This is a genomic window from Paenibacillus sp. FSL M7-1414, assembly GCF_038003195.1.
Lineage (GTDB): Bacteria > Bacillota > Bacilli > Paenibacillales > Paenibacillaceae > Paenibacillus > Paenibacillus amylolyticus.
On the sequence record NZ_JBBOOS010000001.1, the window covers coordinates 934,186 to 960,277 of the forward strand.

The 26,092-nt window shown below is 44.8% G+C and carries 24 protein-coding genes; 16 read left to right on the plus strand and 8 right to left on the minus strand.

Going from position 1 to position 26,092, the window contains the following annotated elements; translation table 11 throughout:
- Positions 1–95: 95 nt before the first annotated feature.
- Positions 96–2,618 carry a transglutaminase domain-containing protein gene (locus tag MHH92_RS04270; protein WP_340902156.1) on the minus strand — a complete coding sequence of 841 codons (2,523 nt, stop codon included), beginning with the start codon at positions 2,616–2,618 and terminating at the stop codon, positions 96–98.
- Between the two features lie 303 nt (positions 2,619–2,921).
- Between MHH92_RS04270 and MHH92_RS04275 the strand changes: the two genes are divergently transcribed.
- Together MHH92_RS04275 and MHH92_RS04280 are read left to right on the plus strand one after the other, a co-directional pair.
- On the plus strand, positions 2,922–3,341 hold the full coding sequence (locus MHH92_RS04275) for an ester cyclase (RefSeq protein WP_253505702.1): 420 nt from the start codon (positions 2,922–2,924) through the stop codon (positions 3,339–3,341).
- Between the two features lie 127 nt (positions 3,342–3,468).
- Positions 3,469–5,847, plus strand: a complete 2,379-nt coding sequence (locus MHH92_RS04280; RefSeq protein ID WP_340902160.1) for a GH36-type glycosyl hydrolase domain-containing protein — start codon at positions 3,469–3,471, stop codon at positions 5,845–5,847.
- Between the two features lie 185 nt (positions 5,848–6,032).
- Here MHH92_RS04280 and MHH92_RS04285 read toward each other — a convergent pair whose 3' ends face one another.
- The gene (locus tag MHH92_RS04285; protein WP_340902162.1) at positions 6,033–6,788 is read right to left on the minus strand and encodes a GNAT family N-acetyltransferase; all 756 of its coding nucleotides are present in this window, start codon (positions 6,786–6,788) and stop codon (positions 6,033–6,035) included.
- A 152-nt stretch (positions 6,789–6,940) separates the two neighbouring features.
- On the opposite strand from MHH92_RS04285, the gene MHH92_RS04290 reads away from it, so the two are divergent.
- On the plus strand, positions 6,941–7,603 hold the full coding sequence (locus MHH92_RS04290; RefSeq protein WP_036605988.1) for a M48 family metallopeptidase: 663 nt from the start codon (positions 6,941–6,943) through the stop codon (positions 7,601–7,603).
- A 115-nt stretch (positions 7,604–7,718) separates the two neighbouring features.
- Here the strand turns inward: MHH92_RS04290 and MHH92_RS04295 are convergent, their stop codons facing one another.
- Both MHH92_RS04295 and MHH92_RS04300 read right to left on the minus strand, forming a co-directional pair.
- On the minus strand, positions 7,719–8,801 hold the full coding sequence (locus MHH92_RS04295) for a saccharopine dehydrogenase (RefSeq protein ID WP_340902164.1): 1,083 nt from the start codon (positions 8,799–8,801) through the stop codon (positions 7,719–7,721).
- 99 nt (positions 8,802–8,900) lie between these two features.
- Positions 8,901–9,221 (minus strand): ArsR/SmtB family transcription factor, encoded by a 321-nt coding sequence (locus MHH92_RS04300; RefSeq protein WP_340902166.1) that lies wholly within the window; start codon positions 9,219–9,221, stop codon positions 8,901–8,903.
- A 184-nt stretch (positions 9,222–9,405) separates the two neighbouring features.
- Between MHH92_RS04300 and MHH92_RS04305 the strand changes: the two genes are divergently transcribed.
- The 5 genes from MHH92_RS04305 to MHH92_RS04325 all read left to right on the plus strand — a co-directional run bounded on the left by MHH92_RS04305 (position 9,406) and on the right by MHH92_RS04325 (position 14,016).
- Complete coding sequence (locus tag MHH92_RS04305; RefSeq protein WP_340902168.1) at positions 9,406–9,792, plus strand: iron chaperone; 387 nt, start codon at positions 9,406–9,408, stop codon at positions 9,790–9,792.
- A gap of 287 nt (positions 9,793–10,079) precedes the next feature.
- Positions 10,080–10,289: a helix-turn-helix domain-containing protein gene (locus MHH92_RS04310; protein WP_340031929.1), complete on the plus strand. Its 210-nt coding sequence runs from the start codon at positions 10,080–10,082 to the stop codon at positions 10,287–10,289.
- Between the two features lie 199 nt (positions 10,290–10,488).
- A complete protein-coding gene (locus tag MHH92_RS04315) occupies positions 10,489–12,072 on the plus strand; it encodes a glycosyltransferase family 39 protein (protein WP_340902170.1) in 1,584 nt (527 codons plus the stop codon).
- Positions 12,073–12,076: 4 nt separating this feature from the next.
- Positions 12,077–12,625 carry a hypothetical protein gene (locus MHH92_RS04320; protein ID WP_340902172.1) on the plus strand — a complete coding sequence of 183 codons (549 nt, stop codon included), beginning with the start codon at positions 12,077–12,079 and terminating at the stop codon, positions 12,623–12,625.
- Positions 12,626–13,029: 404 nt separating this feature from the next.
- Entirely contained in the window at positions 13,030–14,016 is a 987-nt protein-coding gene (locus MHH92_RS04325) for a phosphotransferase enzyme family protein (protein ID WP_340902174.1), read from the plus strand.
- A 127-nt stretch (positions 14,017–14,143) separates the two neighbouring features.
- On the opposite strand, the gene MHH92_RS04330 is transcribed toward MHH92_RS04325, so the two are convergent.
- Complete coding sequence (locus MHH92_RS04330; protein ID WP_340902177.1) at positions 14,144–16,384, minus strand: S-layer homology domain-containing protein; 2,241 nt, start codon at positions 16,382–16,384, stop codon at positions 14,144–14,146.
- A gap of 236 nt (positions 16,385–16,620) precedes the next feature.
- Complete coding sequence (locus MHH92_RS04335; protein WP_340902179.1) at positions 16,621–17,223, minus strand: hypothetical protein; 603 nt, start codon at positions 17,221–17,223, stop codon at positions 16,621–16,623.
- 344 nt (positions 17,224–17,567) lie between these two features.
- On the opposite strand from MHH92_RS04335, the gene MHH92_RS04340 reads away from it, so the two are divergent.
- From MHH92_RS04340 to MHH92_RS04350, 4 genes are read left to right on the plus strand one after another with little or no spacing between them, the layout of a single operon-like run.
- Positions 17,568–17,756 (plus strand): GyrI-like domain-containing protein, encoded by a 189-nt coding sequence (locus MHH92_RS04340; RefSeq protein ID WP_340902181.1) that lies wholly within the window; start codon positions 17,568–17,570, stop codon positions 17,754–17,756.
- A gap of 40 nt (positions 17,757–17,796) precedes the next feature.
- Complete coding sequence (locus MHH92_RS30560) at positions 17,797–17,910, plus strand: hypothetical protein (RefSeq protein WP_445744698.1); 114 nt, start codon at positions 17,797–17,799, stop codon at positions 17,908–17,910.
- Positions 17,911–17,935: 25 nt separating this feature from the next.
- Positions 17,936–18,385, plus strand: a complete 450-nt coding sequence (locus MHH92_RS04345; protein ID WP_047840576.1) for an SMI1/KNR4 family protein — start codon at positions 17,936–17,938, stop codon at positions 18,383–18,385.
- Positions 18,382–18,822, plus strand: coding sequence for a hypothetical protein (locus MHH92_RS04350; RefSeq protein WP_340902184.1), 441 nt, complete (start codon positions 18,382–18,384; stop codon positions 18,820–18,822). Before MHH92_RS04345 ends, MHH92_RS04350 begins: the two co-directional genes overlap by 4 nt.
- A 101-nt stretch (positions 18,823–18,923) precedes the next feature.
- Here the strand turns inward: MHH92_RS04350 and MHH92_RS04355 are convergent, their stop codons facing one another.
- The gene (locus tag MHH92_RS04355; RefSeq protein ID WP_047840578.1) at positions 18,924–19,328 is read right to left on the minus strand and encodes a CBS domain-containing protein; all 405 of its coding nucleotides are present in this window, start codon (positions 19,326–19,328) and stop codon (positions 18,924–18,926) included.
- Between the two features lie 177 nt (positions 19,329–19,505).
- On the opposite strand from MHH92_RS04355, the gene pbp4 reads away from it, so the two are divergent.
- Positions 19,506–21,593 carry a penicillin-binding protein PBP4(5) gene (gene pbp4, locus MHH92_RS04360; protein WP_340902186.1) on the plus strand — a complete coding sequence of 696 codons (2,088 nt, stop codon included), beginning with the start codon at positions 19,506–19,508 and terminating at the stop codon, positions 21,591–21,593.
- Positions 21,594–21,747: 154 nt separating this feature from the next.
- A protein-coding gene (locus MHH92_RS04365; RefSeq protein ID WP_340902187.1) for an IS3 family transposase occupies positions 21,748–23,078 on the plus strand; the annotation gives its coding sequence in 2 pieces (ribosomal slippage) (positions 21,748–22,129 and positions 22,129–23,078; 1,332 coding nt in all).
- Positions 23,079–23,172: 94 nt separating this feature from the next.
- On the opposite strand, the gene MHH92_RS04370 is transcribed toward MHH92_RS04365, so the two are convergent.
- Positions 23,173–23,928 (minus strand): class I SAM-dependent methyltransferase, encoded by a 756-nt coding sequence (locus tag MHH92_RS04370; protein ID WP_047840580.1) that lies wholly within the window; start codon positions 23,926–23,928, stop codon positions 23,173–23,175.
- A 278-nt stretch (positions 23,929–24,206) separates the two neighbouring features.
- Between MHH92_RS04370 and MHH92_RS04375 the strand changes: the two genes are divergently transcribed.
- On the plus strand, positions 24,207–24,623 hold the full coding sequence (locus MHH92_RS04375) for a VOC family protein (RefSeq protein ID WP_047840603.1): 417 nt from the start codon (positions 24,207–24,209) through the stop codon (positions 24,621–24,623).
- A gap of 217 nt (positions 24,624–24,840) precedes the next feature.
- Complete coding sequence (locus tag MHH92_RS04380; RefSeq protein ID WP_340902191.1) at positions 24,841–26,085, plus strand: FxLYD domain-containing protein; 1,245 nt, start codon at positions 24,841–24,843, stop codon at positions 26,083–26,085.
- Positions 26,086–26,092: the final 7 nt, after the last annotated feature.

Here is a 26,092-nt window from a genome sequence, read left to right on the forward strand (position 1 = left end):
GGTCAGTACTCATAGGAAATTTAAGTAAAACACTCCATTCCCGATGAAGGTGAATGGAGTGTTTTATTGTTATGTTATTTTTTATGAAAATAAAATTACTTCTGCTCTGGTTTCGGGTCCAGAATGGCATAACTGCCTAGCGTGGCTAATTGTGCTGTATTCAGAAGGGCTTCATCCACTGCAGCGAGGGCTTCACCGGCAGCTGTCATCAGCTCATCAGAGTCAACAGGTGAGGCGAAACGGAGAATGACCCGGTTCTCTCCTTTTTTGAGTTCACTCTCAGCCTTGGTTTTGTACTCATTAATGGACGCGACTTCGAGATCATTCTGCACATAATAATCATTGGCATCGCTCTCGCCATTAAACATCGTGAGCTCGGAATCAAGCCAATAATCTTGATCCGCTATCGTTTTCTGACTTGCAGCAGTCTCATCATTGGCATTGTACAGGAAATACGGGATGCCGGAGTTCGTCAGGTTGTTGGTGGCATCTACATGGAACCATTCGTTCCCGATTTTGACCTTGTTCCATGCATGTGGAACGCCGCTGGAAGCGCCCGTTACAACGATGCTTTCCAATCCCGAGAGATCGGAGAGCAATTTGTAAACGGAAGCATAGCTGGCACATACCCCAACTCCTTTGACCAGAATACCGTATGTGGTAAACGAGTCATTAAACTGTGGATCGACATTTTTGAAGTTGTTTTGCTCCGCATTTTCCAGCGCTGCATCATCATACTTTGCGTTATCGTTCAGATAATCGTAGATGGCTTTCCGTTTCTCGTCTTCGTTCATACCTTTCTTGATAATGGAAGCCACCACTTCGTTCGCTTTGGCAATAATCTCATCTTGCTTCTTCTGGATTCCACTAGCCGATTCATTGTAATGAATCGAAAGGGTAAGTGTACCATAGTTGTATTCGAAACCTTCCACACCAAGAATCAATGGATTCTGGTACATCACTTTCAGGACAACATCTGAGAGTGTCGTGAAATTTTGAGCTTCGGGGAAAGCCTTTAACGAAATTTTATCTTGTGCCGTAATCATGTTTTTGGCTAAAACTTCTTCCAATGCGGAATCTGCATTGATCATTGCATCGCCTGTAGCAGGCTGAGGCACGGTTTCCTGATTACCTTGTTCTACATTTTGCTGTGTATTGGATTTCTGCTCATCTACCAGGTTGTCTTCTACAGCTTCTGGAGCTGAAGCAGGTGTTTCATTGGAAGCTTCTTCAGAAGCTATATCTGAAGTATCATCTGAAGCCTCATCGGAAGCCTCAGTAGATAGAGGATCAGTTGCATCTTCTGACGTTCCAGTATCGGTTGTAGACTCTGGAGTTGAAGTTTCCGAAGCCGGTGCTTCTTCTGTTTCCGTTGCAGACTCAGGTGCATCATGATTGTTGATGATCGTTGGCACATCAGGTGCAGGGACGTAAGGTGTGTTATTCTTTGGTTCCACCAGTCCGTTGCTGGACTCGGCTACGGTTTGCTGAGTGAGTCTGTCCAGGTCTGCTTGGGTCACATTTTCTACACGTACGTAACTTTTCAGAGCTGTTCCTTTAATGTGAAAAGGAATATTTGTTTCATTGAACTCTGAAATCTCTACGCTTTTGGTATCATAGACAATGGTTTCACGGGCTAGAGATCCGTCATTGTACTCAACTGTTGCTTTCTGAGGAAGTACATCTATATTCTTTAATTTCTCCATATACAATTGTTCTTTCAAAGCTGTTGGTAACTGGGAAGCAAGCGGAGCTGTAGGGACACCTCTGCTAAAATTGGATTCTTTGCCTCCACCGATTGCAGTGACGTAATATTCTCCTCGTAAACCATGGTTCTGATGAGAAATTATCAGTTCCTTATAAGTGCCGAGCCCACCTCTTCCGTCTTTCATAAAATCATTGAAAGACGTCTCTGTTGTTACCGCAATATCTAAAGGCAGACTATTACTGAAGGCGTCCTCTGCGCCAGTTAGAGGTACATTTGTATCGAAGTTGGTTAGGTCAGAACGTTCATAAATTTTATATTCGGTGGCACCCTCAACCTTGTCCCAGACCAACGTTAACCGTCTGTCTTTATCAATCTCGTATCTTAGGTTGGGCACAGGCAACTCCGATTTCACTGTAAACGGAATAATGATGGGTTGATCGAGCAGGGTTAGCTTCTCGGCATCCGGATCATAATTTAAACGAATGTAATAAATGGGGGCACCGCCCCAAGAGCCTTGATCCTTGTTCTTCATGGAATCTGAGGTTAAAACGCCCCACCCAAGAGGCCTAATGGAAACGTTGTTGCCATTGGTATCGCGAAGGGCATGTACATCGCTTGCTTTGAGTGCTTTAATATCGGTATGTACACTTATAATGTCAATAGCTGACAGGTTATTCTTCCGTAAATCTGCTTTAAACTTGAACGTAAATTCTTCATCCTGAGCTACATTGTACATCGGCATGATCGCTTGTTCCGATTCAGAGCCGTATTTCTGCTTCAAACTTAAAATGGTAGAACCTTCTACTACTTCTGTAGGGTTATTTTCGGACGGACTGCTCTCCTGTTCAGTACTCTGGCATCCAGCCAGTAACAGGGTGAGCGCAAACATAACGAAAAATAGACGTTTCATGATACACCGCTTTCTTGTTTTTCTGAGTTGCTCTAATGGCTACGTTCTACACACCGAAAGATTATCAAATATGGTTAAAACCCATACTCGAACCTCTTAACAGCCAAACCTCCTATTAATTTCCTAATATCCTTTGCTAGTTTATGGTCATATTGACGCATTGTCAAGGTGAGAGGGTAGGTTTTAAGTCCTGTAGAACAATAGAACAGTTGTAATTCTGTAGCGGGGGGACCATGTTAAAATACAAGAGTTACTACATATTTATATATATAACAGAATAATTTGAGGAGGCTGAGGTGGCGTATGACAGCAGAACAGATTGTCAGAACCTTTTTTGAAGAAGTCCGATCAGGCCGAAATCCTGATTATGCAAGCAGCGTGATGGCGGAACAAGTACTGGCTCATCAAGTGATATCTGAAGATGAGGTCACGGTCACCCGAAAACCTTCCGATTATGCGGATCATGTGCGAGAGATGATTGAAGCTTACGGGGAATTTTCACTCGAAATTCAAGAGATGCTGACGCAAGGTGATAAAGTCTATGTGCGCTGGAGACAAACGGGTACCCATATTGGCGAAGTGGACGGATACAGTCCAACCAACCTCCCAGTGATTGAAATTGCGAGTGCGGTATACCGAGTGGAAAACGAACAAATTGCAGAGTATTGGATACAGATCGACAGGTTGGGCATCGAAAAACAATTGGAACGTAATCAGAGCTGAGTTTTCAGCTCTTTTTTAGTTTTCAGTTCTTTGTAAGCGTTCCCGTGTTATAATGACAAAGTTGTATACAAGTTACCTAAAACGTTTTCTGTCTTTTAACTCCATAATCTGAAAGTGAGGTTCAGTGATGATTAAAGCAACGGAAGATAATCAATATGTTGAACTAACAAGCCCGACAAGTTTACCGAAGGCATCCGGATTCCTTTGGAATGAAAAGATGATGATTCATATGAATTGCCGGGGGTACGCGGTGGCCCAATTCATGCAGCCCGAACCTGCTAAATACTCGTATGCGCCCAACCTGGAAGCCAAGACGTTTATGCAACCGGAGCAACCATACTATGCCCACCATCCGGGACGGTTTGTCTACATTAAAGATGAAATAAGTGGCGAAATTTTCTCAGCCCCGTATGAACCGGTTCGCAAGCAGGCGGATAGCTATACGTTCGCTGTCGGTAAACACGATATTCACTGGAAAGTGATTCAGGACGACATTTGCATCGAGATGTCCCTGCGCCTGCCGAAGGAAGATGTCATGGAGCTATGGCGTGTGAAGGTAACCAATCTGTCTTCGAGAAAACGCAAGCTGAGTATCTACCCGTATTATACGGTCGGTTATATGTCCTGGATGAACCAATCCGGTTCATATGTGGAAGATTTGCAGGGCATTGTCTGCTCGGCGATTACGCCGTATCAGAAATATCAGGATTATAGCAAAATCAAAAATTACAGCGACAAAACCTATCTGCTTGCAGATCACCAACCGACTGGCTGGGAAGTAAATCATGAGACTTTTGAAGGCGAAGGTGGACTACATAATCCTTCGGCCCTGCAGTCGGAGACACTCGCTGGTGGAGATGCACGGTACGAGACACCTGTAGCTGTATTGCAATATAGAGTCGAACTGGAAGCGGGAGCGGAGCAGGCGTATCGATTCATCTTTGGTCCGGCTCATGATGAGACAGAGATTGAGGGCATTCGTCAGCATTATTTTGTGAAGCAGAATAAGGATGGACAGGCTGGTTTCGTCGCAGCCGAACAGGAATATGCTGAGTATATTGCGGAAGGGCAAGGGAACATCCAGATTGAGACACCGGACAGCTGGTTAGATAATGTCGTGAATCACTGGCTGCCTCGCCAGATGTACTATCATGGCAAAACCAACCGTCTGACAACCGATCCGCAGACGCGGAATTATTTGCAGGACAACATGGGCATGAGTTACATTCAGCCGCAGATTGCGCGGGCTGCGTTCTTGACCGCTCTCTCTCAGCAGCATATAAGCGGCGCCATGCCAGATGGTATTATTTTGCACCCGGACGCAGAACTGAAATATATTAACCAGGTTCCTCATACCGATCACTGCATCTGGCTTCCGGTCTGTATGAAGACCTATTTGGATGAAACGAATGACTATAGCATTTTGGAGGAACAGGTTGCTTTTACAGACAGTGAACAAAAGGTTTCCGTACTGGAGCATATGAATCTTGCAATGCGCTGGTTGATCCATGAGCGTGATGCGCGTGGGTTGAACTATATCAATCAGGGTGACTGGTGTGATCCGATGAACATGGTGGGGTACAAAGGCAAAGGCGTATCCGGCTGGTTAACCATTGCGTCGGCATATGCGTTCAATGTGTGGGCAGATATTGGTGAACAGGCAGGGCATGGCGAGGTTGCAGCGGAATTCCGTCAGGAAGCCACTCAGACCAATGCGGTAGCCAATGAGTATCTGTGGGATGGGGACTGGTATGCCCGCGGAATTACGGATGATAACGTAGTGTTTGGCGTAAGCAAAGACGTGGAAGGACGCATCTATATCAATCCTCAGAGCTGGGCACTTATGAGCGGTGCTGCGGATCAGGAGAAACAGGAGAAGTTAATCCGTGCCGTAGAGGAGCAATTGGAGACGCCATATGGTGTCGAGAAACTCGCGCCGTCTTTCACAGCGATGCGGGAAGATGTAGGTCGAGTTACGCAGAAACATCCGGGAAGTGCGGAGAATGGTGCAGTGTACAATCACGCGGCGGCGTTCTATATTTACGCGTTGTACCTGGTGGGCGAGAAGGAGAAGGCGTATCGTCTGTTGCGTAAAATGATTCCTGGCCCCGATGAAGAGGATATTCTTCAGCGGGGTCAGCTACCCGTATTTATCCCGAATTATTATCGCGGAGCCTATCGTCAATTCCCACGTACAGCTGGGCGCTCCAGTCATCTGTTCAACACCGGCACGGTGCCTTGGGTGTATCGTTGCCTGATCGACGGATTGTTTGGACTGCAAGGTCATGCACAAGGACTTCAAGTGCGGCCGCAGTTACCAGAAGATTGGAACGAGGCATCAGTTACGCGGTTGTTCCGCGGGGCTGAGCTGAATGTAAACATGAAGAAGGATGCAACTGTCCGGACAATTGAGGTACATGTTGACGGTCAACGAATTGCAGGCGACATCATCAAGAATATACAGGCCGGCGTGAAATATGAGGTGCTGGTGAAGCTGCCTTTGTAGAGAAGCGCAAGGAGTAATGCTGAACGATGTGAAGAGTTTGGAAAATTACGAAGACAAATTAAAAACTGCCTTTCCTTTATAGAAGGAGGGCAGTTTTTGCCTTCAAGATGTTGTTTTGAATTGATACGTTTGTCAGACTGAATATGATGAAAGAATCCACAAGCTAAGCTTGATTAGCAAACACTCTATTCTTTGACTCTGTACCAATAGCTATAAATCTCTGAATAACCCAGCTTGGCGTAAAGCTTCAGGGCAGGTGCATTATTCGCAACCACTTGCAGGTAACTGGAGGTAGCACCTTGTTTTTTTGCCCAATGCAATAGATGCAAGATCATCTGTTCAGCAAGTCCCCGATTTCGAAAGTTAGCGTCTGTAATGATATCATACAACCCGATATAGCCACGTTCGATGACACCAAACCCACAAGCGACGACTTGCCCATCGATCAACAGCGAGATGAAACCTACCTGTGTGCGGATATTGTTCAACATAAGTTCCGTCGTTTCCCGTTGCAGATCATTCACCTTGTTCAGTCGACAAAAGTGATCCAGCCACTCTCCGGTTAACTGCTCGTCAATCTGTACAGCATGGTGCTCAGGCTCTTTGATATGTTCCAGACTCCGAGTCTGGAGGTGGGTGAGATCCACAACAGCATACCCTTTGTCTTGCAAAAGTTGGTCGAGATGATCCGGCTGAATAAACGGCGTGATTTTGAATATGGTATTTAATTGATTGGAAGCATAGATGCGCTCACATTCTTCAATCTTTTCATGCACATCCAGAGTCGAGTAGTGGATCGGTTGAACGGAGTTGGCACGTTTGGTATATCCTTTGGCAAAACGGAGTACCCAACCGTCATATAATAAGGTGGACAAGGGTTGCCAGTGGTTAAGCGATAGTTCTTCAATGGTTTTATGTTCTGAATCTATGGAATGAGTCATATCCAACCTCCGATTTTATGATTAATAATAATACATAATTGTGTATAAAAATACAATACAAACATATATATCGCCGAACAGTATGCATTATAGCCGGAGATGGTATACAATTTAATTTGGTTGAATGAATAACTTCAGAAGCGGAGCGCGTTATGTTAACTATAGAATTAAATAATCACAGCATTAACTGTCATATCCAATACGGCAAACGGAAGAAAGTGTCCATCACGATGGACTTACCTTATATGGTAACAATAAAAGCACCCAATGGTACCAGTGAAGACATGATCCGGCAACTTGTAGAGCAGCATGGGGATGTGATTTTGAAGAAATCCGCACTGATGCAGCGAGCGCTTGACGGTCCTCAAGCCAAGGAATACGAAGATGAGGGCAAAGGGAAGTTCCTGCTTTTTGGCAAGGAGCATGCACTGCATGACTTAATCCCTGTAGAGGGTCTGACAGAAGAAGAGCTGCGAGCGAATCTGAAGAAGTTTTATTTTGCCGAGTGTAAACGCATGATTGGGGAGCGCATCGGACGTTATCAGCAAGAGTTGAAGGTGAAGCCGAAGTCAGTAGAGATCGTAGATTCTCCCACCAAGTGGGGCAGTTGTAGCTGGGACAAAAAGCTTACGTTCAATTATCGCCTGGCGATGGCGCCACTGGAAGTGATGGATTATGTCATCATTCATGAACTGTGCCATATTCACCACATGAATCATGATCGCTCTTTCTGGCGACGGATCGGCAGCATTATGCCGGATTATAAAACAAAAGAAGATTACCTGATGCGCAATGGTCGGGCTATGACACTATAATTCCAGACCCAAGTTTGTACTTGATACTATAGATCCCTCCATTATAATTCGTAAAATCCGCGAAGGTCCCACTGTTTGCAGTGAGTGGCTTCGCGGATTTTTTGTTATGTCTGGATCAGGAATGGGATACTTGAACGCCGTATTGTTTGAAAAAATGAGTAACTGCATCCATGTCCATTCGATCATCGAACAGATGCTCAGGATAATAGATGCCTGGAGCCATAGACTTGTCCGTTGGCATCATCAGTATCTTCTCGGCTTGCACCGCAGCGCCGAGTGCAGTCATGTGGGTCTGACCGAGTGGGTCAGAGACCGTCATCGTTCGTTCAACCTGGTTACCTTTCGCATCCAGCCCTTTCAATTGAATGACCAGATGATGTGCGCTCCCGGTTCCCGGATTATAGAGCAATTTCCGCCGGAATGGCTGGAAACGTTCACCACTGATCATCTTCCATACTCCGGTTTTGACCAATCCGGCGAGAGTATATGTAGATACCTTACTATCGAATGAAATACGGAAACTGGCGGAATCGATATGGCTGGTATGAGGCAAAGTGACGTGATCGGGTGTGTCCAGTCTGTAACATGGGGTCGTATACCCGTTCGGGAAATGAACCTTAATCGGATCTGTCATGGGGTAGACGAGTCGGTTCGTGTTGGATTCGGTGACCTGAAAAGGAATACTCATCCGGTCCATGAAGGCTGCCGAATCAGGGCCGGCCTTATCCCGCAGCGACCATAGGGCATGAATGTTTACATCGACATGTTGCAGAGAGTTAGAAAGTATCATGGCAAAGAGTGACGCCGTTCCTGCCATCCATCCAGAGGACAGCACTACCGGAGCATGAAGCTCTTCCTGCTCTACTGTACGGATCGCTTGATTGAACACCTCAGTCCAGCGTGTTACATCGATAAGTGGAATTTTTCTCCGCACTGCCGATACCAGTAGCCGATCATCCAGATCGTTCACTGCATTAATGATTAACGATATATTCTCTCCTGCTTGAATCAGTGGATCGTCTGCATGGGTATCAACAACAACCGTTTGGACACGATTGGATGGAAAAGGTGCTGCTTTACCTGCAGAACGGCCTCCCAGTACCAATTCCAGATCAGGATGCCTGTCATGCAAAATGCGGGCAAGCTGTGCACCTACAGCACCATAACCTCCAGCGATGAGAACTCTTTTTCTATTCATTCTATATACCTCCGTTGATATGTTTATGTACTTATATGTTTAAACTATTGAACATAATAGAGTGAAGAAAAGGAATGCAGTACACCAGCGCGGTATGCGCTAGCTCTGACATTCCACTTCCACGAGATGAACGAGCTGTTTGATTAATTCGATCGCATCGTTGAACTCCAGCTTGTAATACATCTCCGTACCTTTCTTCTGAACCGATAACAGCCCGGATTGACGCAATATTTTCAAGTGATGAGAGACCGTAGGGCGTGACATGGGGACATGCTCTGCAATCTGCGATACGTTCATGCTCTCTTGATCAATGAGCAGCGATATGATTCGCTGGCGAACGGGATCTCCCAAACCTTGAAGATAAGGACTTAGATTCTCGAAAATATCAATAACTTTTTGGTTACCTATCGACTCGTTCATGGCTCACTCCGTTATAATGTTTAATTGTTTAAACGTATTATAAGGCTTAGTTCACTTAAAAATCAAATTTAACATTCCAAGTTGCAGGAAATTAGCTGTTCCGCTTGTCCATTTGAAGTACAATATAAGCAAATATGCCCGTACCACGGATCCATTGATGTATCCGTGGTGGAAGGAGTCCAAGATGGCTGAGAGTAACCATTATTCGGTGCTGGTAGATGAATATATCTCAGAGTTTGCACCCGATGTACAGGTGAGATTACAGGCGTTAAGACAGATTATTCGTGAAGCGGCTCCGAACGCCGAAGAGAAGATCAGTTACCAGATGCCTACGTATGCACAGCATGGGAATTTGGTTCATTTTGCCGCTTACCAGCATCATATTGGGTTTTACCCTGCTCCCAGGGGAATTCAAGCTTTCCAGCAGGAACTCTCCAAGTATAAAGGGGGAAAGGGATCTGTCCAGTTTCCGCTGGATCAGCCATTGCCCGAGGATCTCATTCGCCGGATTGTGGAGTATCGCGTGAAAGAAAATGTGGAAAAAGCTCGGGAGAAGAAGCAGAAGAAGTAGTAAATGGTAAAAACGGATTTCACAGTTCAGTTGGGCAAGATTGAAGCGGTTATCGCTGATTTTGAACAGCAACATGAGCCAATCATATACATGAAACATGTATAAAGAAATGTATCGTATCCTCCGAGCAATAGCCACTTTTAAGGGCGGTGGGCTTCGCTTAGAAAGATGATCAACAATAGACCGCATCCTTTTGCGAGGGGGGCGGTCTATTTGTGTGTATTGGACAGAATAAGGCATCCTTTGTCAACATCACAGTGTGCATTTTAGTTTGGAGGGGAATTCGTATGATCAAGGTTCATTTATCTCGTATTATGGGTGAGAAAAGAATTAATATTGCTGATTTATCCCGACTAACCGGATTACATAGAAATGGGATTGCCAAATTATATAATGAAGAAACCGATGGTGTGAAGTTCGATACGCTGAATCGAATATGTGAGGCTTTGGATTGTGAGGTCCAGGATATCATTGAGTTTATCAAGGACGAGAAGTGATCTTCAACAATTAGCTTAAGGCACTGTACTTCTCAAAAAATGGACATATAGACAGTTACCTTATCGAAGGGACGGTCTTTTTCTGTTTTTATACACATACTGATCTGCGCCGACTGCAAGCGTTACTCCCTTTCAGCGATTTTTCAGCCAGAGCCATTATAATACTCACGGAATCCTGTAATCGAAAAGGAGTTTTTGCATGTCTAAGGTGCTGCATAAGTCGTTTTATCTCATTTTGCTCGTGTTTGTTGCGGTGTTTATTGCTTCGTCCTTGTTGGTTCGGGCACAGTACAACTACGCCTTGTATGGGGACAATCCCATTTTGGGCATGCAGCAGTGGAGTGTTTTTCTCCCGGTCATTCTTTTGCTTCTTGGTTCAGGTGTCGGGTTATACGCTTTGTGTCTGAAGTTGAACAAATACATTCCGAAGGTTGTCATTCCGATTGTGCTGCTAAGTTCTTTGGCCATTCAGATCATCATCATTTTTGTATTTCCGAGAGTACCCACCGATGATTCACAGACCGTTCTCTCACTCGCCATGAACATGCTGTATGACCAAGACTACTCTTCGTTTGAAGCGGGTGGGTATCTGCACATGTTCCCGTTTAACTACTCGATCGTGTTGTACCTGAAGACATTGCTGTACCTGTTCCCGGACAACTATCTGGTCATCAAATTTTTCAATATTTTGTTTTCAACGTTAACAACGTTCATGATTTATCTTATTTATAAACAAGTGAATGACAGATCTACGGAGCGTGATTACGGTGTGTTGATCTTTGCAGCCACGTACCTACCGTCCTTGTTCCTGAACAACCTGATCTATAACGATGTGATTGCCACAGCATTTCTGACATCGTGCTTATACTTTGTTATTCGTTTTGTACGTGAAAAGTCTTGGAAAACCATCGTCATTGCCTCCGTTTTTCTCGCGATGGGCAATTACTTCCGAAGCATTGGCGTGATCGTGCTGATCGCTGCCATCATATATATCCTGCTGAATTTACGGAGCATTGGAATGAAGAAAGTCATCATTTCCATCGGTGTGCTGGGTATGTTGTTTAATGTACCAACCTGGACACAGAATGCGGTTCTTCAATCCTCCTCTGTTGTGAGCGAACCTGTCGGAGAGAATGCTACACCGGTCTATATGTGGCTGAATATGGGGATTAACCTGGCGCGTTTTGGCTTCTGGGACAATATGGAGAGTTATCAGATCTACCAGAGGCAGGCCAACTACAGTAAGGCAGAGAGCGCAGCATTATTCAAACAAGAAATCAGCAACAAGCTGTCTGAAGCAAGTGCGAGTGACTTGGTGCAGATGTATTACAAAAAGATCATATGGACATGGACCGAAGGGACATACCAGATGGACCGCTACGGAATCGGCAATGAAAGTTCCATGGGTGCCGGAAGAGGAAGGGGAGGCGGAATCGCGGGCTCCTACAGTTACACCAATGCGGTAACAGAACTGTTACAAGGGGATTCGGCTTATCGGACAGGTTTGCTCTGGATTGTATATGTGATGAGTTTCTTGATGTACTGTTTTATTTCCATCCGGTTGGTTGGTGGAATTTGTCGTAAACGGTATGATGAAGTCTCCTTAATCCTGGTCATTCTCGGATTCATCGGATTTTATATTCTGTGGGAGATTAAGTCGAGATACATCTACCCTGTATATCCGGTGTTGGTTGTGCTGTCCTATATGGGTTTCAAAGATACGTATGACTTTATATTTCATCGTAAAGGTACCTTGGAGAAGTATTCCCTGAGAAAAAGGTGATCATATGCGAAAAAATAAATATTTTACATCGGTTACGCTACTCCTACTGCTGGGATGTTCGGTTATGCTAACGGCTTGCGATGTGATAACCGCTCAGAATATTACCAAGACCGGTTCTGCACAAGGCATGAACGGTGGCGGTATGCCGAATGGTGGCGGACTGGGCATGAATGGAGGAACACCGAGAGGTGGAAGAGGCACCGCGGGCATGAATGATCGAACAGGCAGTCCTGGCATGACGCAGGGGATGATGAATGCCGACATTACTGGTAGAGTCATCTCCGTGAATGGAAACACAGTTACGCTGGCGTTACTTGAGGTGCAGGATACCTCATCTCCAAGCATGGAGTGGAAGGATACCGGAATGGAGATGAGATTGAATATAGGTGATGATGTTGTTATCACTGAAGGTATGGGGACGCCGGGCTCGGGCAATTCCAGCTCACGTGCGAATTCGTCCATTCAAGTGTCTGATCTCCAAAAAGAAAACATCGTGATGGTGTGGTATAAGGACAACACCGAGACGGTGGAAAAGGTGATGGTTGTCCAGTAAAAAATGATGGGAATATCGTCGTTTTGTAATTGCTTACATTTGGTTTATCGGCTATTATGGTAACAACTGGTTTTTTGAAGGGAGTGAGCGTCATGAAACGACGGTCTAAGATGGTATGTTCTATTACTACAATGAAGGTAAGCATAAACTGAATAATTCCGGCAGACCATCAAATGCAGGGTGAAAACATCCAGTTTCCCAGTCCGGTCTGAGATCTGCTGATATATAGGGATATAACTGCTCAATTTTTCTGGCGTATACGAGGTTTATTTGCTTGTGCAAATTTCTCATACACTCAGAATTTTTAAAAGCCGCAGGTATAGCCTGCGGCTTTTTGCGCGCCAAAATAGACATTCGTTGCCTACAAGCAATGCACATAAAACGATCAAAAAGGAGAACTGCCCATGTTAAAATTAAAATATTTATTTCAACACAATGATCTTGCCGAGATGATTTTAAAGAATTGGAACTATGATCCTGAGTCGCTGGATATGTTTCAGTATTATCGCATATCCTCCAATGCCGTGTATCCGTTCAGAGATCAGGGGGAAGTGAGATTACTTCGATTTGCTCCGGTAGAGGAGAAAAATCAAATCAATCTTGGCGCTGAACTGGAGTTCCTGCGGTATCTTCAAACGAATCATTATGGAGCCATGGAGGCGGTACCTTCCCATTCAGGGACAGAACTCATAGAGGCTCACACCCCATGGGGAACGTACTATGCTTCCGTATTCAAGCGAGTACCCGGATCGCAGTTAGGAAGTATTGATTTGAATGACTCCATCCTGTACAGCTATGGTCAGGCGTTGGGTGAGCTGCATCATTTATCACGTATATTCATGCCTGAGCAAAAGGAGAAACGCTGGACCTATACGGATGTTTTGGATTGGATACAGGAGATCCTGAAGGGTTTTCCTGTTGAAACGGCTGCTTTGAATGAGGTGGAGTTTCTTCGAACGTATTTTGCGACTTTACCGATGACCCAGCAAAATTTCGGTCTCATCCACTACGATTTTGAACTGGACAATGTTTTCTATGACGAAGGTAGCCATTCTTGTTATGCCATTGATTTTGATGATTCGATGTATCATTGGTACGCAATGGACGTGGAACAGAGTCTGGATAGTTTACGTGAGGAGATCGAGCCTGAACAATGGGAGCAGAAGAAACAATTGTTCCTGAACGGGTACTGGTCCGAGGCAGGAGAACGTTATGATCTGGAGAGTATGTTCCCCGCTTGTCGCCGTTTTGCCAACTTGTACGGTTATGTGCGTATGCTTCGATCTGTTGCAGAGCAGTGGTCATATGAGCCGGAGTGGATGAGCGGACTAAGAGCGAGGTTAGCGAGGATAATGACAGAAAAGGCAGAGCAATTCGGTCATCCGCTTTAATTTCTAGTGCAGCCGACACTTCTCCAATTCCATAAAAATATGTCATGTTCACACCAGAAATAATATGTTTCGAGAAAAAAACCAGCTGGGAATTCCATGTAGAATTCCTAAGCTGGTTTTTTACATGTTACTCTGTATAATCACTTATCGCAGTATGCCCCGCTTCTACACTGATCCAATAGGAATAATCTTCGCGCACGTCCACATAGAGGTTAAGTTCCTTCGCATCAAGGTTACTTACCGTTAGTTTGAAATTGCCATAGGCATCTGTTGTAACCTGCTGCGTCTGGATGTGCTCTACAGCAGGCGAAGGACCATGGATTTTAATTGGCATCGTCTGGTTGGCATACGCCGGGAACGTACCTTGAAGGACCAGCGTGTGATCGGCAGAGTATACTGCTTTCATGGTCTGATCCGGTAGTCCGCCGTTCTTTTCATTCTCGGTAGCTTCAGTAGCATTCTTCGGTCTGCTCCATAGTTCGAAGCCTTTTTCCTTCAGGTTCTGGAGAAAAACAACAGCCTCAGCCCGGGTCAAGGATTCTTGTCCCGCATAACCTTGCACCGTAGCTGCAGTTTTGCCGGAAGAGTATCCCATGTTCAGTAGATACCGGATGGCATCTTCATCCTGGGTATAATTTTTACCGCCAAGCCCCGCCACGATTACGGCTACTTCTGTTCGGCTCAAGGCATGATTGCGAAGCTTCGGATTCTGTTTGCTGGCATCCAGTTTCAGATTCAACGCGGAAGCATAGGTGTAGTAACGGTCACTCCAGATGTTTCCTTTGATAGCTTGTCCCTCTACAGCATCTATGCTCTGAATGACATGGGAATTCGCATACAGCTTAAACAACATGGAGAGGAATTCGGCTTCACTCACCTGATTGTTGGGTTTGAACGTTCCATCCTCGTATCCACTGACCATCTCCTGTTGGACGGCCCATTGAATGGCATCTTTCGCCCAATGTGTACGGACATCAGTTAATTGGGGAATTCCCGTGACAGTAACAGAGACAACCGCTTCTTTCCCTTCAAAACGAATCCGAATTTCGGCTTTACCAGCCTGAAGTCCAATGATTTTTCCATCCTTGATGGCGATGCGATCTGACGTCGTGGTGAAGGAAACGTTAGACTGTGGAACATAGGATGTTCCGTTATCATTCACGGCAGTGATTGAAGGTAGATCAATCTGTTCTCCTGCTCGGACTTTCAGGTTTGGTTGTCCTGGCGTTATACGGGTAAGTGTTGTATCTTGAACACCGTCCACATGGAAGAAACGTGTGGAGTATGAGATTTCCGCTGCTGTACCGTTTTTCTTTTGCAGACCTGTAATTCGAATGTTGAACGTATCGCCGTTCTTTAACAATTGCACATCGTCGGGACGGAAGATAATGGCGTAGCCATATCCATATCCACCTGTCTCTACATTGAAATAGGCTTGATTAAACCATTGTTTATCCGCAGGGTCCACGTTGTAATAACCGGTTGGAAAGCCACTGTTCTGATTCTTTGCATTAAAGGTCCATGTACGTTGATCGGAAGTCCGAGTCATCTCGACCTGTACCTCAGATAGTGATGGTTTCGCAAATACATCTGTATTCAGTTGAACAGACCAGGCCTGTGTGCTGCCAAAAGCTTCGATTGGAAATGCGCCCTGATTCGGGAACAGGCTGTAGTTGAACGAAGTTCCCCCCGTTCTGCTTTTATCAAATACCTGCATGGCACTATAGTACTGATCATATGTCTTGCCTGCTTCACTACGAGTGGCGAGTCCAAATCCGATTCGTTGCAGTTGTGGACTCAAAATCCAGCGCCGATGACCGAGTCGATCAATATTGGAGGCGTCTGAATCATTCATGTAGGCCTGTATGCTTTTTGTCAGGACGTTATTCTTTGCACTGCTGGTAACGTACAGATTGGAGCTGCTGGCAGACTTTGAACCGGTGTCAAAGAAATCCTTTGGCATATCTCCTGGCTGTTTTGGAGAATGGGACAGGTATCCACCCGTGGAGACCACAACAGCCCCATGCTGGGCTTGACGATTCAATGCCGGATCAAGGACAAGATCGCCCTGTAGCCCCGTGATAAAACGATAAAAGTTGGCTGCATTCAGCCCTTGTTCCAGATAGGCGTCACTTACCACACCAGCAGAGTAGGGAGCACTTGTCGAAGGTGTCTTTGTATACAGGGGAGATGTATCATTGCCATTCATCCACTGATTCCACTTTTGGACAATCTCCTGCTGACTTCGCTCAGGTAACAAACTGTCGACCTGTTCCGCATGTGCCGCTTGAGCACCCCACAACAGAAACAGCAAACCTGCCAAGGGCAGAGTGAACAGTGAATGTATTTTATTTTTCCGGTAAACCATGTTTCCAACCCCTCTCATATCTGAACGTACGAAGGACATATGCATGTTCAGCATTATGGTATATTCATCGACATTACAGCTGGTTTTGCTTAGAGCCAGGCATGAGAGCATAAGGCCGAGCATGTGAAGGAGGATGTTTAAATTAGGGAGTTGGTGGTTCATTTGTTAAAAAAAGAGCACAGGCCACCCCGCTGATTGGGGACAGCTTATGCTCTTTCTACATATGTATCTACTTTTTAGTCGAGACTCAGGTCGAAATCAGGTTCACACATATAATCTAATGGGTACAGATCATCTCGTGCCGAGATTAATGCACGGAAATGAAGATCCCTGATACCGTGCTCAGTTGCACTTTCATCTGAGCGATTGGAGACAAGTTCAGCTACCACAAAAACGTCTTCTGCGAGGTTACATTTAAAAAGGACATTTTTCGGATGAATGACTTCCTCCAGGTAACTGTACGTCATCACGTGAAATACTTGTCCGCACCAGTTTGTCTTGATCACTTTATAGGACTTTGTGCGAACCAGATCCAGATAACGTTCCAGCTGGAACGTATGCTCGAATTGCGTAATATAACCTTTTTTATCTACATCAATGGTAAATTCGACATCATAGCTCACATGCATTTCATCTTTATAAGTTCCGTTCATGACCTTCATGGCCTCAAAGTGTGATCCGAATTCCGGATCTTCCACATAGGGAATGGTAACGAGTTCGGGGTCAACATAATCTGTGATCTTGCTGTTCATGGATGGTGCGCTGTAATACTTCGATGGCTGAAGATCAATCGATCCAATCATGCTTCCTGGGAAACCGGGGCTGCAAGTTATTCGCATAGTCATCTCCTTTAGATTTAATCAGTAGTTAGACGAACGAGTAACAATAAAGTTGCACCAGAATAAGGAAATGAAGGACGGGACGAACCCAGTATGTCTATCTCCCAACATCGAGCAGGAACGAATGGTAGGTAAGTATTCTTTAAGTCATGAATCGCACGTCTACTTCTGTTGCTGCTACTTTCATATGAACAGGAGTACTGGCACTATTTCCAATATACTTACTCTTTTGATACAGTAACTGTAGGACATATCGGAGGTATATATCGTGTATGGAACAATGTCTTCATGAATGGGTCATGGAGAACCGTGCCCCGTATCGCTCTCGGAGAGGAGTCCATCTAATGAATGTGAATGATAATGTGATCGAACAACAGTCCCTTACCTTTGTGGGCATCAAACGAACGTTCTCTTGTGTGGGTGGAGAGAATTTAAGAGAAATTCCTAAGATGTGGCAGGATGCTTTGGCAGACGGCATTGAGGAACTTTTAAACGGGTTCAATAACGGAGCTATTCCCGGTCTGGTGGGATGAATTAAAGCCGGAGGCGATACAACGGTTGTGGCACTATATTATGACAGAGTGGTTTCCTTCCACTTCATATCAGCATGTAGGGATTCCAGAACTTGAAGTGTACAGAGGTCACGGCACACCTCCCCAAGTCTGGATACCTGTAAAATCTGTGTGAGCAAAATTGAATTAGGAGGTCTGCGATGTTATCCAATAAAGTGATTGATCATTGCCAGGAGCAAGGCTGGTGGCATGAAGATGTTCCAGCAGCCTACGAAGAAGCATTGCGGAAGCTTGGAATTGATCTTCAATCGGATTTTGCACAATTTTATTTACATGCAGAGGATGGACCAACTTTCTACAGCAGGCATCAGGAGTTGTATCAGATCTGCTGGTTTATGGAGAACACCGTGTATATGGAAGACATGAATGTAGCACAGCTTACACTGGGACTTCCCGAGGCGTATATTCCACTGGACAGTTTTGAAGGTGAAGGTGGATTTTTCTACAACCGTCAGACGGGAGAAGTGGTGCTGGTGGAACTGGGCGAATCGATTGAACGGTTTCTTAATGGTGAGAGTGAGCCGCAGTGGGCTGATTTCAATGCTTTTCTGGAGTGGTATTTCGTTCTAGAGGAGGATACGGTGCAATGAAAGATCTAACACCGGAACATGTCGAACTGGAGCGACAAATTGTAGAAACGGTAGAAGCCGGTAATATGCTGGATGAGACGCAGCAGCATGAACAAGCACTTATCTATTATGATCAGGCATGGGGCATGTTGCCCGAGCCGAAGATGGAATGGGAGATTGCAAGCTGGATTGCATCCTGTCATGCGAATGCACATATCGATCTGAAGCAGTATGGACTGGCGAAGCCGTGGGCTGAGATATCGTTAAGTACGCGGAGTTCGGATAGAAGTACAAGTCCGTTGATCGATCTCGGTATGATCTGCATGAGACTTGAACAGCATGACGAGGCGTATTCGTATCTGCATCAGGCGTATGAGTTCGGCAGAGAGCGTGCATTTCAGGGAAGCCCGAGGGACGTGTTGAGTTATTACATTGAAGAGCGGGCTAAGCGCAAGTAGAGTGATTCCGACCAGACCATGAAACAAAAAGGGTACCCCGGTTTGGCCAAAATATGACCACAGGAGTACCCTTTCGATTATTACGGGATGTTTGGCTTCATCTAATCCGAAATGTTACGCGTATAGTATTCAATAATATCCTTACGACGGATAATACCGAGGAAGACACGATCGACATCCACCACGGGCACAAAATTTTGGTCTGCTGCAAGTGTCAGCATATCCTCCATTTCAGCCTCAATGAATACACATTCATTATATACCCGATTGTTAATCTCATGGACCTGAACCTGATCCATCGTATCAAAAGTCAATCCGGGTGTATTTCGCATTTTCCATAACAAATCGCCTTCGGACAGGGTCGCAACATATTTTCCATCCTGGTCAATCACGGGAATGGCGGTGTAGTGTTGCGATTCCAATTGCTCAATAGCATCTTTCATGGAAGCGGTAGACTTGATATAGGCCACTTCGGCTTTGGGGAGTAAAAAATAGCTGATTTCCATCATCGGGCTCCTTTTCAGCCTTTTGCATAGCAAAAAAGCTTTAGTATGTAATCTCACTATCCTTATTTAAACATATTATGTGAGCTTTCGGCTATTTTTAATGATAAATTCGTCAGATTTGTTTCATTGTTTAAATGGCTCTGGAAATCTATAGTGTATATTAGAGGTGATGTAACCATGAAATCCAAACGTAAATTAATGTACGGACTGCTGCCCATCTTGTTTGCAGGTGGAATCGGAATGTATCTATACATGCAGAATAACAAAGAAGCAGAGGCCAAGCCCCAGACTACCGTGAATCAATACATAGAGCATCTGCAAAAAAAAGAATTTGACCAGTTGTACACCTTGATGACACCTGCTTCGCTGCAAGAGTCGGGCATGAACAAGGAACAATTTGTTGAGAAATACAATGCGATCTATTCGGGTATGGAAGTATCCACCGTCAAGGCGGAGGTTAAACCTGTGGAGGTTGACGAAACGGCTTCCGATGGCAGTAAGACCGATGCAGAGAAACAAAACCCGGATACGTATGAGGTGGATTACAACCTGCAACTGACAACTTTTTTGGGTGAAGTCAGTGAGACGCATACATTAAAACTGGTCCGGCAGGAGCTTGAGGACGGGCGAAAAAACTGGAAAATTAACTGGCAGCCTTCACTGATCCTGAATGACATGGTTAAGGGCAGTAAGGTACGAGTGAGGACACTGTTCCCGGATCGTGGAGACATTGTGGATCGTGATGGTTTGCCGCTCGCTACCAAGGGCACGATGAATGAATGGGGCATTGTACTTGAGAAACTTGGTGATAACCCGGACCAGATGATTACCCGAATCGCGAGCCATTATCAGGTTTCGGAAGATGCCATTCATAAGGCGCTTGCGCAGACATGGGTGAAGCCGGAGTATTTTGTCCCGATTGGTTCAACGGAGGAGTTTGACGTTCCAGAATCTTTAAGCGGGGTTACGATGCAAAGGAAGGAAATCCGTTATTATCCACTCGGCGAGGCGGCTGCGCACCTGATTGGATACGTGCGCAAAGCCACCAAGGAAGATCTGGATAAGGATACGGAAGGATATTATCGCGCAGAAGATTGGATTGGCAAAGCGGGTTTGGAGCAGTCCATGGAGAAGCAGCTGCGTGGTGAACGTGGTGGTCTGATTGAAATCACAGATGAATCCGGTAACTCCCGTTCTGAGCTTATTCGTAAGGATGCTGTAGATGGACAGAATGTTCAACTGACGATTAGCTCCAAACAACAAAAGAAATTGTATCAGACATTATCCAGTGGTGGAGATGCCGGTGCAATGGTTCTGATGAATCCGACGGACGGCAACCTGTTGGCGTTGGTCAGTGCGCCTTCCTATAACCCGAACAAGATGGTTACAGGACTTACGCAGGCAGAGTGGGATGCTTATTCGGCGAATGAGAAGCTTCCTTTTATCAACAGAGTCACTACCCGGTATGCTCCGGGATCAACCTTCAAAGCGATTACAGCGGCGGCGGGACTGGTGGAGAAGGTAACCACAGCGGACAAAACCCATGATATCTCTGGCTTGCAATGGCGTAAAGACGATAGCTGGGGTGGTTATTATGTCAAGCGTGTGAAGAGTTTATCTCCAGTAAATATGGTCGATGCTCTGGTGTACTCTGACAATATTTACTTTGCCATGGAAGCGATCGAGATGGGCAGCGCCAAGTTTATTGATGGGATCCAGAAGTTTGGTTTTGGCGATAACTTTGGACTGGATGAACTGTATCTGAAGCCAAGCCAATATGCCAACGAAGCACATCTGGATCTGTCTTCCGAGGTATTACTCGCTGATACGTCCTACGGGCAAGGGGAGATGTTAATGTCCCCGATACATCTGGCGTCGTCATTTACACCTTTTATTAATGAAGGGAAACTGGTGAAACCTGTTCTGATCGAGGGAAAAGAAAGCACTGACCCTGAGGTAATCATTACTCCGGAAGCCGCAAATACGGTTAAGGATGCTTTGGGAGAAGTTGTTTCCCGGCAGGGAGGCACCGCCCATACCTTGAATTCAATTCCTGGAGGACTCGCGGGCAAGACGGGAACAGCGGAACTGAAAGCGAAGAAGGGAGAGAAGGGGCAGGAAAACGGATTCTTCGTAGTGTTTGATACCGACTCTCCGACCTTCCTGTTATCCGCTGTAATTGAAGAGGTGAACGGCCGAGGTGGAAGCCACTATGTCGTGGATAAATTAAAGCCTTTTTTGGAAAAGTTGGAGATTACGCAGTAAATCCGATTTAATATATAGCCTCGCAAACATCATAAAAAGACCCGGTCACCATGTTATAGTAAAATGTACCCTATAAGATGGACACTTTGAAAAAAGCCCATCTTATAGGGTATTTTGTTTATAATGAAAAAAAAGAGGTTGGAGCGGAAATGTTATGACGAAAAGATTGCTGACAAAGAAAGAACAAGAACTGCTAAAACGGAATCCAAATGTAATTGCTGTTAGTGAAAAGGCGATTACGTACACAGATGAATTTAAGCGCCATTTCATTGCTCAAAATGAACAGGGGAAACTGCCACGAGATATTTTTGAGGCAGCGGGCTTAGATGTTGAATGTATTGGTTTGGAGCGTGTTCGTTCTTGCGCAAAACGTTGGCGTGCTTCGTATCGTGAAGCAGGTGTAGAGGGCTTACAGGATACACGTAAAACGAATTCAGGTCGCCCTTCGGAACGTGAATTAACATTAGAACAAAAGATTGAACGATTAGAAGCAAAAAATCAATTGTTACGAGCGGAAAATGAACTGCTAAAAAAACTCGATCTACTCGAAAGGCAGATGTTGAAGAAGAAATAAAAGTGGCACCAGAGCTGAAGTTTGAACTCATTTATCGGACGAGCAGAACGTATAAAATGAAACGGTTAATCAGCTATCTATGCGCTGTTATGGAAGTATCACGTTCTGGATACTACAATTACTTCTCTAAAAAATCAGTGCAGAAGCGTGTAGCTAAAGCCAAAACAGATGAGATTGTAAAGGGAATTATTTTAAAGGCGTATCATTTTCGTGGACGAAAAAAAGGAGCACGCCAAATCAAAATGACGTTAGAAAATCAGTACAAAGTGACGTACAACTTGAAGCGGATTCGCCGGATCATGAAGAAATTTGAGATCATCTGTCCCATTCGAAAGGCTAATCCAGCCCGTAGAATGGCAAAAGCAACGAAAGAACATCGCACATGTCCAAACGAATTACAGCGCAATTTTAAGCCAGGCGAGGCGGGAAAGGTGTTATTAACCGATATCACATATTTAACGTACAAAGGCAATAAACGTGCGTATTTATCGACGATTAAAGACGCACAGACGAATGAAATTTTAGCGTATGAAGTTTCTTCTTCGTTAAGTATAGGAATTGCGCTAAACACGCTTCGTAAATTACAGAAGCATCGCCATTTAACCAAAGATGCGTTGATCCATTCCGATCAAGGCTTTCATTATACGAATCCACAATTCCAATCCGTAGTGAAGAAAATGGGATTAAGACAATCCATGTCACGTCGAGGAAATTGTTGGGATAATGCTCCCCAAGAATCGTTCTTTGGGCATTTTAAGGATGAAACGAATATCAAAGAATGCGAAACATTAGAAGAAGTAAAACGAGAAATTAAGAGTTATATGACGTACTACAATCATTATCGAGGGCAATGGAATTTGAAAAAGCTGCCGCCTGTAAAATACAGACAGCAGCTTCAACAAGTTGCCTAGTTTTTTTCAAAATGTCCTTTACAAAGGGTACACTTTATAGTTCGAACATGAGACTGGGTCTTTTTTAGTTTCATTTTATTCAATATGGGATCATTTATTTCCTTGCAGTGATCATGAAGCGTGCCGAGTTGGTACGAATGCCCTTCTCGTCGTGATGTTCATTCACAAACTGCTGGAATCGCTCGAAGTCAGTGTCTACCTTTCCGAAATCAGGAATGATGGGTGCATGGGTTAGGAGAAACATCAAATCTTCAGGTGTAGCGTAATGCTCCACCACATTATATTCACGGGCCTGAATGTCATGGAAACCTGCTCTTTGAAGTTCATGCTTGTATCGTTCCATCAATGTGCCAGGTTGAATGCCAAGACTCTGTCCACGGCCAAAAGCTTCTGAAAGGTTGGATTTATCATGTTCGCTGACCTGCTGGGTTAGAAATACTCCACCCTGAGCAAGAACCCTAAATACTTCTGAAGCAGAGAATCTTGAGTGTCTGGAAGATACCACATTAAAGAAACAATCTGGAAAATCCAGTTTTTCTGCGTCCATATGAAGAAAGCGTACATTGGAATGACCGCCCGTAGCCTGAAGATTATGCTGTGCGGTCTCAATCATTCCTTGAGCGAGATCAATTCCCACCAGCAATAAAGTTTCTTCCGCAATGGACAGAATGGCTTCTCCACCACCTGTTCCAATATCCAGCAACAGATCGGACGATCGCGTATGGCGAACAACTTCCTCATAGAAGTTCCATCCGATGTTCTCCGAGACAACGTTCATGGAGCTGAAGTTCCAGCCATTCGTCCGGCCTACGCGTTCATAAAAGTCAGCGTAATCTATTTTGTTTTTCATTTTCATATTCCTCCAATGTGAGTTTGTTTGAACAGGACAAGAGAGTTGTGCCAAATCGTTCTAATGTAAATGGTCGAATAGGATCAAATGGACAGACGTGTCCCTTGATAGCTGGTACGCGTTTTGACCCAGCCCGACGACTAATTACTTCGAACAATACGGAGCAACATCCGTGTCACCTCACAAGTTGGAATGTCTCCATTATATTCAATTGACAGCGTATTCGCGAGGTGTTATTTTGAGGTGGAATGTATTCTATGAGTTCGAGGTGATCAATGGTGGCTATTCGTGCTAAGCAGATTTTTGTCAATTTACCTGTTCAAGATTTGAAGAAATCCGTTGAGTTTTTTACAAAGGTGGGATTTGAGTTTGACGCCAATTTTACGGACGAGTCTGCTACTTGTATGATCATCGGGGAAAATATTTACGCCATGCTTCTGGTGGAGGAACGTTTCCAATCCTTCATTTCGAAAAAAATCTCCAATGCCGCCGATACAACCGAAGTCATCGTTGCCCTGTCTGTAGATAGCCGTGAGCAGGTAGATGTGATTGTACAAGCTGCCCTCGATGCAGGAGGGAAGCCATCCAACGAACCACAGGATCACGGATTTATGTACGGATGGAGTTTTCAGGATCTGGATGATCACCTGTGGGAAGTTTCCTATATGGATCTCAGCGCTTTTCCTTCCGAGTAATAAACTGAAAATAACTAGAGCCTTCCTAGATTAATAGGAAGGTTCTTTTGCATCCAGTATGACTCGTTTAAACATGAGATCTACAGAATATATGGTGTAATATTCCTTTTTACTATATGATAAATATCGATTCATGTTGGTGTTTTTTAGCAATTGATGCGATAGGCGAACCCCGGGAAAGCGAAGTATACATATGTTCTTAAGTGGAGGGATCAGGGTGTATTGTCATGTATGTGGGACCAAAAACAGTCCGGCGGATAACACGTGCAGAAAGTGTAGTACCAAATTGAAAGAACCAAGCTCTACAGAGGAGCAGATCTGGGCAGAAACAGCCATAGACATGGATAAAGGAACGCAAAAAGCACTTGATTCGTTGTCCCGTCAGCAGCAACCGGCTTCCAAACAGGGAAATACGGGACAAGGTCTTGCATTTAGCTGGATTATTCCCATACTTCTGGCAGTAGTTGTAGGAGCTTTGCTAACGTATTATTACAAGCAGGAAACAGGTATAAATGCAGAGGTTAAATCACTGCACCAACAGGCGGAACAGGCTGCACTAGAGGGAAAATATAAAGAGGCTCTCCAACTGCTGGACAGCGCTCTAACGAAACGACCGAACTATGATGCACTTATACAGGATCGGCAAATTACGGCGAAGGCGTTCAACATGATGAATCAGTTGGATGAGGCGTCCACAAGTCTGAAGACAGGAAAGCTGTCCGCAGGAGACAAGACCATTCAGGCTGTAGCCAAAGCGTTGATGGAGCGGGAAGAACCTGTTTTTGCCAAAGTTCGTGCCGCATTCAACAACAGAAAGGTAACGCTGGCCGTATTGAAGGTGAAAAAGGAAATCGACAGTTTGACAACAATTGAGGCACTAGCCGAGAAGTTGGACACCATATCAGACTTGAAAGGCAAGGAAGCTGAGACAGTAGAGAAGCAAATTGTCGACAAGCTCGCAAGCATAAGTTATAAAGAGGCGGAACAGCAAGTAAAGCAAAAGAATTTCACAATTGCGTTACAAACGGTCGACCAGGGATTATCCTATGCGCCGGAAAATGAAAAACTGACTTCGTATCGTGAACGGGTGCTCAGTGAAAAAAAGGCATTTGAAAAAGCGGAAGCGGATCGGATTCAACTGGCGGAGCAACAGGCTGCAGAAGAAGATCTGATGAATCGAACGGCGGCAGTAAGTGTCGTGAACGTTGATGCGACGCTTGATATGTACGGGGATCTTTATATTAGCGGTTCATTGATCAATAATGCAACTCGTCCGATCTCTTCCGTTACAGTTTTAATTGATATTTATAATATAGACGGTATATACCTGGGCCAAACTTATGCAGATGTGTATCCAAGCTGGCTGGATGTGGGGGAAGAAGGTGTTTTTGAAACCTATTATTATGGTGTGTACGAGGAAGCGGAAATCTCTGTTGTGAATGCAACGTGGTATCTCGAATAGGAGGACA

What these genes read in the sequence shown, in the direction of transcription:
- MHH92_RS04270 (WP_340902156.1), bottom strand. Translation starts at nt 2,618, where the DNA reads ATGAAACGTCTATTTTTCGTTATGTTTGCGCTCACCCTGTTACTGGCT.
- MHH92_RS04275 (WP_253505702.1), top strand. Translation starts at nt 2,922, where the DNA reads ATGACAGCAGAACAGATTGTCAGAACCTTTTTTGAAGAAGTCCGATCA.
- MHH92_RS04280 (WP_340902160.1), top strand. Translation starts at nt 3,469, where the DNA reads ATGATTAAAGCAACGGAAGATAATCAATATGTTGAACTAACAAGCCCG.
- MHH92_RS04285 (WP_340902162.1), bottom strand. Translation starts at nt 6,788, where the DNA reads ATGACTCATTCCATAGATTCAGAACATAAAACCATTGAAGAACTATCG.
- MHH92_RS04290 (WP_036605988.1), top strand. Translation starts at nt 6,941, where the DNA reads ATGTTAACTATAGAATTAAATAATCACAGCATTAACTGTCATATCCAA.
- MHH92_RS04295 (WP_340902164.1), bottom strand. Translation starts at nt 8,801, where the DNA reads ATGAATAGAAAAAGAGTTCTCATCGCTGGAGGTTATGGTGCTGTAGGT.
- MHH92_RS04300 (WP_340902166.1), bottom strand. Translation starts at nt 9,221, where the DNA reads ATGAACGAGTCGATAGGTAACCAAAAAGTTATTGATATTTTCGAGAAT.
- MHH92_RS04305 (WP_340902168.1), top strand. Translation starts at nt 9,406, where the DNA reads ATGGCTGAGAGTAACCATTATTCGGTGCTGGTAGATGAATATATCTCA.
- MHH92_RS04310 (WP_340031929.1), top strand. Translation starts at nt 10,080, where the DNA reads ATGATCAAGGTTCATTTATCTCGTATTATGGGTGAGAAAAGAATTAAT.
- MHH92_RS04315 (WP_340902170.1), top strand. Translation starts at nt 10,489, where the DNA reads ATGTCTAAGGTGCTGCATAAGTCGTTTTATCTCATTTTGCTCGTGTTT.
- MHH92_RS04320 (WP_340902172.1), top strand. Translation starts at nt 12,077, where the DNA reads ATGCGAAAAAATAAATATTTTACATCGGTTACGCTACTCCTACTGCTG.
- MHH92_RS04325 (WP_340902174.1), top strand. Translation starts at nt 13,030, where the DNA reads ATGTTAAAATTAAAATATTTATTTCAACACAATGATCTTGCCGAGATG.
- MHH92_RS04330 (WP_340902177.1), bottom strand. Translation starts at nt 16,384, where the DNA reads ATGGTTTACCGGAAAAATAAAATACATTCACTGTTCACTCTGCCCTTG.
- MHH92_RS04335 (WP_340902179.1), bottom strand. Translation starts at nt 17,223, where the DNA reads ATGCGAATAACTTGCAGCCCCGGTTTCCCAGGAAGCATGATTGGATCG.
- MHH92_RS04340 (WP_340902181.1), top strand. Translation starts at nt 17,568, where the DNA reads ATGAATGTGAATGATAATGTGATCGAACAACAGTCCCTTACCTTTGTG.
- MHH92_RS30560 (WP_445744698.1), top strand. Translation starts at nt 17,797, where the DNA reads ATGACAGAGTGGTTTCCTTCCACTTCATATCAGCATGTAGGGATTCCA.
- MHH92_RS04345 (WP_047840576.1), top strand. Translation starts at nt 17,936, where the DNA reads ATGTTATCCAATAAAGTGATTGATCATTGCCAGGAGCAAGGCTGGTGG.
- MHH92_RS04350 (WP_340902184.1), top strand. Translation starts at nt 18,382, where the DNA reads ATGAAAGATCTAACACCGGAACATGTCGAACTGGAGCGACAAATTGTA.
- MHH92_RS04355 (WP_047840578.1), bottom strand. Translation starts at nt 19,328, where the DNA reads ATGGAAATCAGCTATTTTTTACTCCCCAAAGCCGAAGTGGCCTATATC.
- pbp4 (WP_340902186.1), top strand. Translation starts at nt 19,506, where the DNA reads ATGAAATCCAAACGTAAATTAATGTACGGACTGCTGCCCATCTTGTTT.
- MHH92_RS04370 (WP_047840580.1), bottom strand. Translation starts at nt 23,928, where the DNA reads ATGAAAAACAAAATAGATTACGCTGACTTTTATGAACGCGTAGGCCGG.